Source organism: Tardiphaga sp. GW821-FHT12E02 (genome assembly GCF_058807155.1).
In genome coordinates, this window is record NZ_JBXAQK010000001.1 from 2,645,366 (window position 1) to 2,658,262 (window position 12,897).

General features: G+C 62.8%; 13 protein-coding genes. 7 read left to right on the forward strand and 6 right to left on the reverse strand.

Annotated features, from left to right (window positions below; all coding sequences use genetic code 11):
* Positions 1 to 353 precede the first annotated feature (353 nt).
* Genes AC1RQ5_RS12415 through AC1RQ5_RS12425 form a run of 3 tightly spaced genes read left to right on the forward strand, consistent with a single transcriptional unit; the run spans position 354 to position 3,276 of the window.
* The gene (locus tag AC1RQ5_RS12415; RefSeq protein WP_398482568.1) at positions 354 to 2,180 is read left to right on the forward strand and encodes a PAS domain-containing sensor histidine kinase; all 1,827 of its coding nucleotides are present in this window, start codon (positions 354 to 356) and stop codon (positions 2,178 to 2,180) included.
* Complete coding sequence (locus AC1RQ5_RS12420) at positions 2,173 to 2,895, forward strand: peptidoglycan-binding domain-containing protein (protein WP_493199273.1); 723 nt, start codon at positions 2,173 to 2,175, stop codon at positions 2,893 to 2,895. Before AC1RQ5_RS12415 ends, AC1RQ5_RS12420 begins: the two co-directional genes overlap by 8 nt.
* A 33-nt stretch (positions 2,896 to 2,928) precedes the next feature.
* Positions 2,929 to 3,276 (forward strand): DUF1491 family protein, encoded by a 348-nt coding sequence (locus AC1RQ5_RS12425; protein ID WP_398482572.1) that lies wholly within the window; start codon positions 2,929 to 2,931, stop codon positions 3,274 to 3,276.
* Here the strand turns inward: AC1RQ5_RS12425 and AC1RQ5_RS12430 are convergent.
* Both AC1RQ5_RS12430 and AC1RQ5_RS12435 read right to left on the reverse strand, forming a co-directional pair.
* On the reverse strand, positions 3,273 to 4,250 hold the full coding sequence (locus AC1RQ5_RS12430) for a DUF2336 domain-containing protein (RefSeq protein ID WP_493199274.1): 978 nt from the start codon (positions 4,248 to 4,250) through the stop codon (positions 3,273 to 3,275). The genes AC1RQ5_RS12425 and AC1RQ5_RS12430 overlap by 4 nt on opposite strands.
* Positions 4,251 to 4,352: 102 nt before the next feature.
* Complete coding sequence (locus AC1RQ5_RS12435) at positions 4,353 to 5,270, reverse strand: class I SAM-dependent methyltransferase (protein ID WP_493199276.1); 918 nt, start codon at positions 5,268 to 5,270, stop codon at positions 4,353 to 4,355.
* Positions 5,271 to 5,527: 257 nt separating this feature from the next.
* Between AC1RQ5_RS12435 and AC1RQ5_RS12440 the strand changes: the two genes are divergently transcribed.
* On the forward strand, positions 5,528 to 5,749 hold the full coding sequence (locus AC1RQ5_RS12440) for a hypothetical protein (protein ID WP_398482578.1): 222 nt from the start codon (positions 5,528 to 5,530) through the stop codon (positions 5,747 to 5,749).
* 25 nt (positions 5,750 to 5,774) lie between these two features.
* Positions 5,775 to 6,545: a hypothetical protein gene (locus tag AC1RQ5_RS12445; protein ID WP_398482594.1), complete on the forward strand. Its 771-nt coding sequence runs from the start codon at positions 5,775 to 5,777 to the stop codon at positions 6,543 to 6,545.
* A gap of 68 nt (positions 6,546 to 6,613) precedes the next feature.
* Here the strand turns inward: AC1RQ5_RS12445 and olsE are convergent, their stop codons facing one another.
* The 4 genes from olsE to AC1RQ5_RS12465 all read right to left on the reverse strand — a co-directional run bounded on the left by olsE (position 6,614) and on the right by AC1RQ5_RS12465 (position 11,263).
* Positions 6,614 to 7,594, reverse strand: coding sequence for an ornithine lipid hydroxylase OlsE (gene olsE / locus AC1RQ5_RS12450; protein ID WP_493199278.1), 981 nt, complete (start codon positions 7,592 to 7,594; stop codon positions 6,614 to 6,616).
* 244 nt (positions 7,595 to 7,838) lie between these two features.
* Positions 7,839 to 8,417 carry a DUF1254 domain-containing protein gene (locus AC1RQ5_RS12455; RefSeq protein WP_493199280.1) on the reverse strand — a complete coding sequence of 193 codons (579 nt, stop codon included), beginning with the start codon at positions 8,415 to 8,417 and terminating at the stop codon, positions 7,839 to 7,841.
* Positions 8,414 to 8,995 carry a DUF1214 domain-containing protein gene (locus AC1RQ5_RS12460; RefSeq protein WP_398482584.1) on the reverse strand — a complete coding sequence of 194 codons (582 nt, stop codon included), beginning with the start codon at positions 8,993 to 8,995 and terminating at the stop codon, positions 8,414 to 8,416. Before AC1RQ5_RS12460 ends, AC1RQ5_RS12455 begins: the two co-directional genes overlap by 4 nt.
* Positions 8,996 to 9,022: 27 nt before the next feature.
* Positions 9,023 to 11,263, reverse strand: coding sequence for a transglycosylase domain-containing protein (locus AC1RQ5_RS12465; RefSeq protein ID WP_493199282.1), 2,241 nt, complete (start codon positions 11,261 to 11,263; stop codon positions 9,023 to 9,025).
* A gap of 234 nt (positions 11,264 to 11,497) precedes the next feature.
* Here AC1RQ5_RS12465 and AC1RQ5_RS12470 point away from each other — a divergent pair, with 234 nt between their 5' ends.
* The gene (locus tag AC1RQ5_RS12470) at positions 11,498 to 12,010 is read left to right on the forward strand and encodes a YcgN family cysteine cluster protein (RefSeq protein WP_493199284.1); all 513 of its coding nucleotides are present in this window, start codon (positions 11,498 to 11,500) and stop codon (positions 12,008 to 12,010) included.
* A complete protein-coding gene (locus AC1RQ5_RS12475) occupies positions 12,011 to 12,763 on the forward strand; it encodes a glycosyltransferase family 2 protein (RefSeq protein WP_493199285.1) in 753 nt (250 codons plus the stop codon). It abuts the gene before it with no gap.
* Positions 12,764 to 12,897: the final 134 nt, after the last annotated feature.

Genomic DNA, 12,897 nt, shown 5'->3' on the forward strand with positions numbered 1-12,897 from the left:
GAGGCGCGAAAGCGCCGTCTCGAACCATGAGCTGGTGAAGCTCGGAGCCTGCGGCCATCCGTCGAGACGCGCGCAATGCGCGCTCCTCAGGATGAGGGCAGAGGCTGTGTGCTGCTTATCCAGCTATGTCCATACTTTCGAAACCATAATGCCTGCTCCGGTGAAAGTTTCCGTTCACCACAATGCGCGAACAAAAACGCGAAAACTCCCTTCAAATCGAGACTTGCGCGTTAGGCATGGTCCTGTCTGCGATCGCTTTAGTGTTCGTTTAATCCCGCTCTGACAGGTTGGCTTCAACGATGAAGGAGGCGTTTCGACACGTCGATGTAGACGAGTATGTCGAGGCGAAACGAGTGACAGGTTTGAACATCATCCGCGACTGTCTTGATGCGATGCTGCACCCGTCTGTGCGCTATGATGCGATGACGAGCGCGCGTCATCGCGCCTTCATGGCACCGCGGCTATTGGGCAGTCTCGCAGCCTTTGCGGCATTCCCTGTCTATCTCGTGCTGCGCGGCGCGCCGACCGCGCTCGAGGTCACGGCCTTCGCCTGGCTGATTGCACCGATCCTGTTGTCCTATTTCCTGTCGCGTACCGGCCGCTATGAGAGCGCGCAGATCATGTCGTCGCTTGCGGTTGCGAGCCTCGTCATGATGGTCGCGATCTTCACCGGTGGCATCGCGAGCTTCGCCGCGATCTGGCTCGTCGTCGTGCCGATCGAGGCCGCGCTGTCAGCGTCGCGACGTATCGTCGTCGCGGCATCCACCATCGCGATTGCCTGTGTCGCCGTGTTGGTCACGCTCACGGCGCTTGACTGGCTGCCGGCATCCGAAGCCGGCGCCAGCCATATCGTGTTCATGACCTTCGGCATCGCCTCCGCAACGCTCTATGCCGCCGGTCTCGCTTTCGGTGCGGAGTCGCTGGCGCGCACCAGTGTGTCGCTGCTCAATGTCGAGGAAGATCGCTATCGCCTGCTGGCCCGGCATATGAGCGACGTCATCTCGCGTCATCGCCCGAACGGCACCGTGCAGTTCATCTCGCCTGCAGCCGAGACGCTGGTCGGCGTGCAGCCGCAGCGCCTGTTCGGCCATGGCCTGTTCGATCGCGTCCATGTCGCCGATCGCCCGGCCTATCTCACCGCGTTGTCGGATGCCGCACGCGGTGGTGAAGCGCGCAGTGTCGAATTCCGCCTGCGCCGCGATGGCGCGCGCGGCGAGGCCGGTGACTTCATCTGGGTCGAGATGCGTTGCCAGCCGCTGGAAGAGGCCGCCGATCGTTCGGCGCCTGCCAATCACGAGACCGAAGTGGTCGCCGTGCTGCGCGACGTCACCGACCGCAAGCTGCAGCAGCAGGCGCTGGAAGAGGCGCGCATCGTGGCCGAACGCGCCGATGCATCAAAGACGAGATTCTTGGCCACCATGAGCCATGAACTGCGCACGCCGCTGAATGCCATTATCGGTTTTTCCGATATGATGGCGCAGGAAGACGTGCTGATGCTGGATGCCGCCAAGCGCAAGGAATATGCGCAGCTGATCAATGATTCCGGCCTGCATCTGCTGTCGGTCGTCAACGGTATCCTCGATATGTCGAAGCTCGAATCCGGCAGCTTCGAACTCGCACCGGAGCCATTCGCGCCGCGTCCCGCATTGATCAATTGCTGCAATCTGCTGGCGCTGAAGGCGAGCGACAGTGGCGTCGATCTGATCACCGATGCGCCGAAGGATCTGCCGGAAATCAATGGCGATCCGCGCGCGTTCCGCCAGATCCTGCTCAATCTCGTTTCCAACGCCATCAAATTCACCGAGCGCGGTGGCAGCGTCACCGTCACGGCTGGCGTCGATTTGGCGCAACTGATCGTGCGCGTGCGCGACACCGGCGTCGGTATTGCCGCTGACGATCTCGCGCGCATCGGCGATCCGTTCTTCCAGGCCGGCGAGACCTATCATCAGCGCCGCCACGAAGGCACCGGCCTTGGCCTGTCCATCGTCAAGAGCCTGGTCGGCATGCATGGCGGCGAGATGCGGGTCCAGAGCCGGGTAGGCGAGGGCACCACCGTCACCATCGCGCTTCCGCTGGATTACACGCCGCCGCATGCTATGCCGAGCAACATCACGCCATTGAACATTGCGCCACGCAGCGCGTCGTCCGAGACGATCCATCAGGTGAAGAAGAGTGCCTAAAGCGAGTTCGAAATCCACCAAGTCCAAGCGCGCAAGCGTCGCCGTCATCGACGAGCCGGCCGAGCGCGGTCTGCTGATGCGCATGCTGCTGCACAGCCCGAAGGACATGGTGGCCGGTCTGATCGCATTCTCGGCGGTCAGCGCGATCATTGCCAATGCGATCTTCCTGCAGAAGGGGCACCACCCGTCGCCGATGTTCGGCTCCAGCACCGTGGTCGCCTTTCCCGCGCCGACGCCGACCGTCAACCCACTGCCGAAGCCGCGCCCGAGCGAGGCCACGCTGACGTCGTCCGATGCAAAGCTCGATGCGCGCATGATGGATGCCAAGCCCGTCAATCCCGTGAACGAGCCGAAACCGTCGGTGGTTGCCAGGCCCGCCGAGCAGCGCGGTGGCGATGCCATGGGCAATCTCGTGAAAGCGACCGCTGCGCCGACGCCGACCTCATCGGTGCAACGTCCGCCAGCGGCAATCCCGAACGCCGGCAAGTCCGATCCTCTGGGCGATCTCATCACCAATACCCGCCGCGTCGCCGCCGTGCAGCGCGCGCTCACGGAATACGGCTATGGCCAGCTCAAGCCGACCGGCAATGTCGGCTCGGACACGTCGGCCGCGATCCAGCGTTTCGAACGCGAGCGCAAGCTGCCGGTGACGGGCCAGATGTCCGATCGTCTGGTGCAGGAGCTTGGCACTGTGACGGGGCGCGCGATCAACTAGCGGTCGCCCGCTGGCTGTCGTATCGTCAGCGCCATGAGCCGTTTGAAATCAGCAATATGGGTGGCCGCCTATCTGCGCCGCTGCCAGACCGAAGGCATATTCGGTGCCGTGAGCCGGCGCGGGGCGGAGGAGGCAGGGGCGATCTTCGTCAAGCTCGTGCTGCTCGATGGCAATGCGATCCTGTACACGCCGGCACCGCAGACCGCCTATGACGACAGCCGCCCTGTCGATCGTGTCTTTGCGCCATCGCCGCCGCAGCCGGTGGACGAGCGCAAGATCGATGAGCGGCTGCAGAAGGAAATGAACTTCGATCCCGATCTGTGGATCGTCGAGATCGAGGACAAGGCCGGCCGCCATTTCCTCGATCTGGCAAAAAACTAGCTTCCCGAACTATTCCGGGTGCGCGTGATGTCCACGCCTGGCTGCATGCCCGGCTGGACGCTCGGCCGCGCCATCGGCGTTGCCGCGCGGGCGCGCTGACGTTCGTCGTCATACAGAGCCGGGCGGAATTTCGCGCGCGTGGCGGCAAGATGCGCGCCGCGCCAGGCGGCGACCATGATCAGCGCCGCGCGCTCGGTGAGCACGTCATACATCCGCGACAGCCGGTACACATTGTTCACCGATGTGCCGAATTCCGGATTGAGAAACAGCAGCACGCGCTGGAACACGGCGCCATGCATGCCAAGCGCCTTGGCGCAGCAGGCGAGCGGTTCGCCGCCGGGATCGCTCACCACCTGATCGGCGATCGCCAGCGGCAGCATCAAGGCTTCGCTGATCTCGCGGGCGAAATTCTCGCGGTCTTCGGCAAACGCAGCCATTTCCAGAATATGCATCGCACGTTCGGCGCGCGCCTGCGGGATGCGTGCCGACGGCTGCAGCGGCGTGTCCGCCAGATTGTGCAGCATCTTCGTGCGCTCGGTCGCATTGGCGGCAAAAAACAGATTGCTGATTTCGGCGGCGTCGTTCGGCTGCATCGTGCGATTGACGACGCGCGACGGCGGCGGTGTCGGCTGCGACAGGGTCGGCGCGGAGACCTCAGGAACGATCGGCGGCGCGACGGGGGCCGGCTGTTGCGCCGCCGCAGGGCGCAGCGCGAGTTGATTGAGGATCACCCGCGGCGTGTTCGGATAGATCGATAACCGCGCCCGCACGGCAGCGCGCGTGGCGTCATCCACCTGATCGATCAGACGCGATGTCAGTTCGACGAACTGTTTCTCCTCGTCGGCCGTATGGGTCGGCGCCTGCACATAGAGATCCGTCAGCACCCGCAGCAATGTCGGACGAATATCGACGCCCTCGCGGCGCGATAATGTCATCAGGCCGTCGAAGCCTGGAATCATGGACGGGTTTGTCATGGTCGATACGCTGACTGAGGCAGATTTGCCTCAAATTACGACCGACCCGTTAAGGCCCCCTTAACCATCGACGGTTCCATGTCCAGTTGTGACGTCCAGCCGTCAGATCTGGCCGTCATAATACATCGGCATGCTGCCGGGCTTGATCGCGCGTTCGTTTCGCCGGCCCATGAAATAGACGCCGCCGGCCGCATCGGCGCGGGCGCGGGATTTCCCGAAGCGATCGAAATAGCGCAGCCAGAAGAAGGGCAGCGTGGCGAGTCGCGAAAACTTGTCGCCGGCACCCAGGGCGCGTGAGAAATAGCGGATCGACCACAGCAGCGCGATGCCTGGGCCGGTCACGGCGCCAGCTTCGATCTCGTCGAATTTGCGGAATAGCCAGCGATGCCCGCTGCGGGTGAAGCGCGAGAAGTCGTAAGCGCGTTCGTGCACCTGCTGCATGAACGGCGTCTCGGCATAAACGAGCCCCTGCGGTTTCAGCACGCGATGAATTTCTGCGGCCACAGTCGCGGGCTCCAGCACATGTTCGAGCACGGCCTGGATCCAGACGCCGTCGAAGGTGGCATCATGGAAGGGCAGGCGATGCGCGTCGGCTACCAGCACGGTGTTTTCGGAGGAAAACACGTCACTGCCGACGACTTCAATATCGGGATCGTCATAGAGTTCATGCGAGCCGGCGCCGACCGTGGCGCCGCCGACCACCAGCACCACAGGATTCGGATTGTCCTGCTTCAGCAGCGTGATGAATTTCTGGCAGTTGCCTTCGGCCACGGGATTGCCGCCAAAAGTGAAGCGATGCAGGCGCGAGCCAAGTGAGCGGCCGGTCGTATCGCGGCTCAGCACCGAGCCGTGCTCGCGGCGATACATCTTGCGATCGAATACGCTGTCCTCGAAATCGATCAGCACCGGCTGGCCATCGACCATCGGAAAACCGTCGGTCGAGTAATCGCAGCGATAGTTCACGCAAGACGGCTTGGCGTGAATGTCGGAGATCGGCGAACCGCAACGCGGACAGCGCATCCGTTCTCTCCAGTTCGTCGCCAGGTGAAGATCGTCCACGCTTTGCAGTGTTGCGCTCATCGTCAGATTTCATCCTGCTTGTCTGTCGGGTGAGTCGAATGCGGGGAGGCGTCGCTCCGTTCCCCGGTGGTACTTTCAGACAAGAATGCGGCGAGATATCGTTAAAGTCTGCGCGATGTCGTTAACAGTGCATTAACCATAAATCCCCCTAATGCGACGGTGCCGTCCGCGAGGAGACGGTGCAAGAGGCGGAGACCATGGGCGATATCATCAAGTTCCCGGCAGATGCGGCAGCGCGCAGGCTGGGCGTGGATGTGGCCCTGCAACCCCGCAAGACATCTGCAAAAATGTCATCTGCACAAATCCTGATCCTGCCGGTGATCCGCATCGAACGTCATATCGATGACGCGAATGGTGGTCGTGGGCCGGAAGAGGGCACTGCGCCGAGCCGTCGCCGCAAGCGCCGCGCGCGATCCTGATCGCGGAACCCTGCTTATGCCGATGATGTGCACACCGAACCGCACGAGGCTTCGGCGCACGCCGCCGATTGTCGCATGCATCATCTTGCTGGCCACCACGCTTGGCGGATGCGCCGGTGGCGATTTCGGTCGTACGCGGAACAACGCCGTCACCGATGACATGCATCGCTGGGTTGGCGTCGAGGCCACCGGTAGCGTCGGCAAGAAATCATCCGAGTTCCAGCTCACCGATCTCGAACGGCAATTGCGTGATCAAGCCTATCCTTTGATCGAGCCACCGCATTCGCGCCCGCTGTGGAAGAGCGTGTTCGGCGACTACAAGCCGATTGAATCGCCGTGGCGGCAGAATGTCGTGTTTGATCGTACAGCTTACGGAAAGCTGCTCATCGACGAACCGCATCGCTCGCATTCGTCACGCTATGCGGTGCTGATGGACGATGTGCGCAACGACATCCTGCGCTTTGAAGTCTTCTATGGCACGGCGATGCGTGTAGCTGAACTCGATCGCAAGCGGGCGGCGAGTCTCAAGCTGGTAACCGGCGTGCAGCCGAACGAGCGCGGCGACGCGAATGCACGCATGGATGAGAATGCGCTGATCATCCAGTGGGTCGAGCAATGCCTGCAGCGTCGCGTGTCTTCTTATAAATGGGCGCTTGAACGTCTCGTGATTCACGCACCGGACAATATCGCAGCAAGCGCCGACATGCTGATCAATGAACTGGGATCGCAAGCCAATGCAGCGGCCGGCACCATCGTGCCAGTGCGTCCCGGCATGGCGTTGCGTGTCGGCGGATAGAAGTTGCCGTAGGGCGGATAAGGCGAAGCCGTCATCCGCCGATCTTGGCCACACACTCGGCCGGCGGATTACGCTTCGCTGATCCGCCCTACGGCCTCCGACTTTTCCGCAGGTTTCGTTTGATCGACAAGCCCAACCCGCTTTCCCAGAATCTCACGCGCGCCCCTGCGCGAAAACGGCTGCATGATCTGGCCGACAAAATCCGGCGCCACGCGGCCGCTGATGCCGAGACGATCCGGTGAGGCCTTATCGGGATTGAGATAGGTGCCGAACACATGATCCCAGATCATGATGTTCTCGCAGTAATTGCTGTTACCTTCTTTCAACGTCTTCGAATGATGCCAGCGATGCAGCTTTGGCGTTGCGAAGATCGGATCGAACAGCGCCGTGCGCGTTTCCACATTGCAATGAGTGAGGAGGCCCGTGATTGCCGTCACGGCGCCGACCCACAAGAACACCTGCAGCGGTGCGTCGAGCAGATAGAGTGGCGCCTGACTCAGCGTCATCTTGATCAGAGAATCCACCACATGGAAACGGCCGGTATTCACCACCCAGAGCCGGAGCACGCTGTGATGGAGCGCATGGAAGCGCCAGAAGAACAGGTTTTCATGCGCAATGCGGTGCGACCAGTAGAGACCGAATTCGGCGATCACCAGCGCGAGCACCACCTGCGCAATCAGTGGCCACTGCGTCGGCCATAGCTGCGACATATGATCGTCTGCGCGCGTCACGGTCGCAACCGCCATGGGCACGATCGACGTTGCGGCCACCGCAAGCTGCGCCGCGCCTTTGGTGAGCAGTGTATGGCCGATATCGTTCAGTGTTTCGCCGTCATGGTCGAGCCATTCCGGCCGGTGCGGCATCGCGCGTTCGAGCAGGACAATCGCGCCGAGCAACGCGGCGTAAACGGCATTGAACCACATGATGGGTGCAGTGCTGGCGAAGGCGAACCACGCGCCGGCCAGCGCGCTGGAATAAAGCAGGGGCCACCAGACGAAAGAGAGCAGATAGGAGGATGTCGTTTCCGCCGTGGCCTGATCGTGATGCATGTGCGTTCCGCTTCGTCGATTCGCCGTGTCATGGGATCGACACGCAGCATCGCTGAAGCGGATGGCAGGCAGATTACGGGGAGGCGCTTGTTAGACGTTTTCCATGCGGGAAAAGGTCACGGGCAGGGAGTCGTAGGATGGGTTGAGCGCAGGCGCGCAGCGCCGGAGCGATACCCATCACCGCAAGCTCCGTCCCTGGTGTGATGGGTATCGCTTCGCTCAACCCATCCTACGATCTACAATCTCAGCGCTTGCCCTTCGCCGGTGTCGTCGACGGCTCCGTTTGCACGCGGCAATTCGAGGCCGCGAGCGACGCCTGCGCTTGCGTCATCAAGCCGGGCTCAGCGGCCAGCGCCTTTAAGACGATCAGGCCGGTCTCGGTCGGCGAATCGATGATCAGCCGGTCGGCGGCGGTCACGTCTTCCTCTTCCGGCAGCGCCTCGTGCTGTGCCTCGGTCATCAGATCGAGTTCGATGACGCGGCGACCGGCGGACCGGTCATTGATGGCGTAATAGGCGACGTCGCTGCGGGTGTAGAACGACACCGAAGTATAGGACTGGCTCACGGGCACTGTCAGCTTGATCGGTCCCTTGGACAGATCGTAGCGGCACACAGCCATGGCGAATGCAGGATCCATATAGGGCAGCAACGCATTGGCCGGATTTGTCTGCGCCAGCGGCGTCACAGCGTTCTCTTTGGTCACCGCGGCCAGCCGCGAATAGGCATCCTGTGTCGCGATACGCGGCAGCGCCAGCACGCTGACCAGATGCACGACGCCGCCGAGCAGCACGCCGCCGATGATGGTGAAGAGCAGCCGGATCATGACGGACAGCCCACAGTGGCGATGGCCGGCATCGGCGCATCCTTCTGGCTGCGTGTGGCGACTCCCACCGGCGTATCGTAAAGCCGCAGCATCAGCACATAGCGATCGACAGCACTGGTCGGCAGCCAGTTGCCGGCGCGCGATCGGGCAGCGATGCGGATCTCGAAAGCACCGTCGGCGCTGCGCACCACTTCCTGGCTGGTGAAGCCATAGCGCTCCAGCGTATTGGCGACGAGGCGACCCTTGGTGTCATACAGCGTCAGTGTCCAGAAGCGGGCAGGCGGGGTGACGCCGCTGATCACCACATCGCAGCGGCCGTCGAGCAGCTTGTTGTTGTCGTCTCGCGTGGCAGTGAACGTGATGCCGTCGCCGGTGCCGATCGGCAGTTCACCGGAACGCGCGATCGAGGCGCGGGCATAGGGATCGATCTCGTTCGAGCCGCTGCGCGGACGCGCTGTCCACGAACCAATGGTCAGCGTGCCGAGTTCGACGCCGCGCGTCGCCGTCGTCCAGGTTAGGCCGAGGCCGACGCCGGCTGCGATTGCGAGCCCCAGAAGCGTGAGGAAGATCAGCCGCACGTCGCCACCACCGTCATGTCGTCAGCTTCAGTTCTTGCGTGTGGTGGGAGCAGGGGCCGGCTTCGCAGCATCGTTGCCAGCGGCCGCGTAGTTCTCCGGGAAGGCGAGCGTGGTGGAGGCGCGCGGCTTCGGTTGCTCGTCATTTGCGGATGTTCGGCCCACCGACTTGCCGGCATCGTCGAGCATCTTTTCCACGCGCAGCAGGATGTCCGCGCCGCGTCGCGTCAGCACCGGAGGTGGCCCGGGCTTCTGCTCCTGTGCATTGGCAGCCATGGCGGCGGAGGCTGCCGCAGCCGGATTCTTCGTGCCCATGCCGACGCCTGGCAATTCCCGGATCTCGATGCCCTGATGCGCGGCCACCATGATCTCGCGCCAGGTCTGCGCCGGCAGCGAACCGCCGGTCATGCGGTTGGTCGGCGAATAGTCGTCATTGCCGTACCAGACGGCCGCAGCGAAGTTGCCGGTGTAGCCGGCGAACCAGGCGTCACGATAGGCATTGGTCGTGCCGGTCTTGCCCGCCGTCGGAATGCCATCCATGGCAGCACGGCGTGCGGTGCCTTCGCTCACCACATGGCTCATCATCTCCGCCATGTCGGCAGCGACCGAAGCGGGGATCGCCTGCGTCGGCTTCGGCCCGTCGCGATCATAGCGCCAGACCAGATCGCCGGCACCGGTGCGCACTTCCAGCACCGAATGCGGCGCCACGGCGCGGCCCTTGTTGGGGAAGGTGACATAGGCGGTGGCGTGTTCGACCACCGACACTTCCGTCGAGCCGATCGGCAGCGACGGCGTATCGAGCAACGGTGCCTTGATGCCGAATTTGCGCGCGACTTCGACGATCTTGGCGCGGCCCGCTTTCGGGCTGCCTTTGCCGAGCGCGATGGAGATCTTTACTGGGACCACATTGATGGAGCGCGTGATCGCCTGGGTCAGCGTGACATTGCCGGAATAGGAGTGGCCGTAGTTCTGCGGGCACCAGTTGCCGATACAGACGGGCCCGTCGAGGATCACGGATTTCGGCGTGTAGCCGTTCAGCAGTGCCGCTGTGTAGACATAGGGTTTGAACGACGAGCCGGGCTGGCGCATCGCGTCCACAGCACGGTTGAACTGGCTGGCGCCGTAGTCGCGGCCGCCCACCATGGCGCGGATGCCGCCATCAAGATCGGCCAGCACAGCGGCGGCCTGGGTCGCGTGATAGTCGCGGCCGAACTGGCGGAGCTGGTTTTCGACGGCCGCTTCGGCGGTGCGCTGCACATTCATGTCGATGGCGGTGCGCACCACGAAGACGCGCTCCACATAGGATTTTGGAAATGTCTCGACGAGGCGGCGCATCTCGTCGAAGGCCCAGTCGAGGTAGTAGTTCGGCGACACTTCCTGACGGCGATCGACGGCGATGGCCGGATTGCGGCGGGCGCCGAACACCTGGCCTTCGGTCATGAAGCCGGCGTCGACCATGTTGTCGAGCACCTGGTTCGCGCGGGCGCGCGCGGCCGGCAGGTTGATATGCGGCGCGTATTTGGTCGGCGCTTTGAACAGGCCGGCGAGCATCGCGGCTTCCGCCAGCGTTACGTCGCGCGCGGACTTGTTGAAATAGAAATGCGCGGCGCCATCGACGCCGAAGGTGCCGCCGCCCATGTAAGCGCGGTCGAGATAGAGTTTTAGAATTTCGTTCTTGGTCAGGCGAGTCTCGAGCCAGATCGCAAGGAAGGCTTCGTTCACCTTGCGCTCGATGGTGCGCTCATTGGTCAGGAACAGGTTCTTGGCAAGCTGCTGCGAAATCGACGAGCCGCCCTGGCGCACGCCGCCGGCCTGCGCATTGGTGACAAGCGCACGCGCGGTGCCGGCGATATCGATGCCGAAATGATCGTAGAAGCGGCGGTCTTCGGTGGCCAGCGTCGCCTTGATCAGGTTATCCGGGAAGTCTTCCAGCGGGATCGAGTCATTGTGCTTGATGCCGCGGCTGCCGATCGGATTGCCGTAGCGATCCAGGAAGGTGACGGCGAGATCGGATTTCTTCAGCCAGTCTTCGTCAGACGTTTCGCGGAACGCCGACTGGGCGAGGGCGAGCATCAGCACGAGGCCACCGAGGCCGAGCGTCGCTGCTTCCGACAGCGGCTCGATGAACAGCCAGCGCTTCCAGCTGCCCACATGGAACCGGTCCATGAAGGTCGAATAGCGTTCCCATAATTCGCGGGTGCCGCGGCCGGACGAAAACAGGCCGGAATCGATGCGCGCGTCGAGATCCAGCAGGAAATGCCGGACTTTCATGATCCACTTCGACGGGTCAATTTTTGGCACTTCGGGCCTTGGTTTCGTTGCAGTGCTGGCGCGTCTGTTGCGGTATCATTGCGGCATCCCGGCGGCAGTGTTGCGGCACGGGAGACTCGTCAAGTTTTAGCCGAGCAGGGCCGATAAACCAATGGCAGCGCAGCACAATTGCTGCTCAGGGCTAACGCCGCTAGAAGGACGCTTCGCCCACACATCTGGACTCATTCAAGCCGCATGACCGCACGCTCCCCACGTCTCTCCGCGCAGGAGGGAATGTTCTGGAAGACCAAGGCGTTAGAGGACATGTCCGACGCCGAATGGGAGAGCCTGTGCGACGGCTGCGGGCGCTGCTGCCTGAACAAGCTTGAAGACGAAGATACCGGCCGGATCTATTACACGCATATTTCCTGCAAGCTCCTTGATGCCAACCTATGTGCCTGTAAGGATTATCAAAATCGCTCCGACCAGGTGCCCGATTGCGTCCGCCTGACGCCTGAAAATGTGCGTGAATTGAGCTGGCTGCCGCATAGCTGTGGCTACAAGCTAGCGGCGGAAAAACGCGATCTTTATTGGTGGCATCCGCTGATTTCGGGGAGTTCCGAGACCGTTCACGAGGCCGGGGTTTCGGTTCGTGGGCGGGTCGAGGCGTCGGAAGAAACCGTGCCGGATGAGGAGCTTGAGAACCACATCGTGTCCTGGCCGGCGCAATTGCCGCGCATCGCAAAGCTAAAGAAGCGGCCGGCGTAGATGTCGCCAGCGCCAAAGCTTTCTCTCATTGTCATTACGAAGAATGAGGAAGCCTGCATCGGCCGGTGCCTGGCGTCGGTGCCGTGTGCGGACGAGATCATCGTCGTCGATAGCGGTAGCCATGATCGGACGGTTGAGATCGCGGAATCGCTGGGCGCCAGGGTGATCGTCACATCGGACTGGCCGGGCTTCGGGCCGCAGAAGCAGAGGGCGCTCGCACAAGCGCAAGGCGCGTGGGTGCTGTCGCTCGATGCGGATGAGTGGCTGGATGCGGAGGCGATCGCGCCGCTGCAGGCGGCGATGGAGTCCGATGCGCCGGCTTTCCGCATGTCGCGGCGGTCGCGGTTCTGCGGCAGCGTCATCAACCACAGCGGCTGGTCGCCGGATTACGTCACGCGGTTGTTCCGGCGCGGAACGGCGCGGTTCTCCGACGATCTCGTCCATGAGCGCTTGATCCCGGACGGCCCGGTCCGCACCGCTGCGTTCCGCATCGAGCATGACAGCATCACCTCGCGCGCCGATGCCGAGGACAAGATCGTCCGCTATTCCACCGCAGCCGCGCAGCAGATGTTTTCGCGCGGCAAGCGCGCCGGTGCCATTCAGGCACCGCTGCATGGCTGGGCCGCTTTCTTCAAGACCTTCATCCTCCGCGCCGGTTTCCTCGACGGCGCTGCGGGATGGGATGTGGCGGACTACAACCGCCGCTACGCCTATGAGAAATGGCGCCGCCTCGCCGAGCTCAGCCGCGCCTGATCACGGACGCGCGAGCGGCTGCCTGCGGCGGGACGCTCCCATGCAATGAAACACCTGTTGCGGCCGTCGTTCGAAGCATAAAACATCTGCAACCATCCGTTGCGCCGCGCCTGGCGGTGCCGATGCCCGAGATT

Excerpts from the sequence above, each read along its gene's own strand:
- AC1RQ5_RS12465 (WP_493199282.1), bottom strand. The coding sequence starts at position 11,263 with ATGAAAGTCCGGCATTTCCTGCTGGATCTCGACGCGCGCATCGATTCC.
- AC1RQ5_RS12455 (WP_493199280.1), bottom strand. The coding sequence starts at position 8,417 with ATGATCCGGCTGCTCTTCACCATCATCGGCGGCGTGCTGCTCGGCGGC.
- AC1RQ5_RS12445 (WP_398482594.1), top strand. The coding sequence starts at position 5,775 with ATGTGCACACCGAACCGCACGAGGCTTCGGCGCACGCCGCCGATTGTC.
- AC1RQ5_RS12435 (WP_493199276.1), bottom strand. The coding sequence starts at position 5,270 with ATGCGCTGTCCGCGTTGCGGTTCGCCGATCTCCGACATTCACGCCAAG.
- AC1RQ5_RS12440 (WP_398482578.1), top strand. The coding sequence starts at position 5,528 with ATGGGCGATATCATCAAGTTCCCGGCAGATGCGGCAGCGCGCAGGCTG.
- AC1RQ5_RS12475 (WP_493199285.1), top strand. The coding sequence starts at position 12,011 with ATGTCGCCAGCGCCAAAGCTTTCTCTCATTGTCATTACGAAGAATGAG.
- AC1RQ5_RS12470 (WP_493199284.1), top strand. The coding sequence starts at position 11,498 with ATGACCGCACGCTCCCCACGTCTCTCCGCGCAGGAGGGAATGTTCTGG.
- AC1RQ5_RS12425 (WP_398482572.1), top strand. The coding sequence starts at position 2,929 with ATGAGCCGTTTGAAATCAGCAATATGGGTGGCCGCCTATCTGCGCCGC.
- AC1RQ5_RS12430 (WP_493199274.1), bottom strand. The coding sequence starts at position 4,250 with ATGACAAACCCGTCCATGATTCCAGGCTTCGACGGCCTGATGACATTA.
- olsE (WP_493199278.1), bottom strand. The coding sequence starts at position 7,594 with ATGCATCACGATCAGGCCACGGCGGAAACGACATCCTCCTATCTGCTC.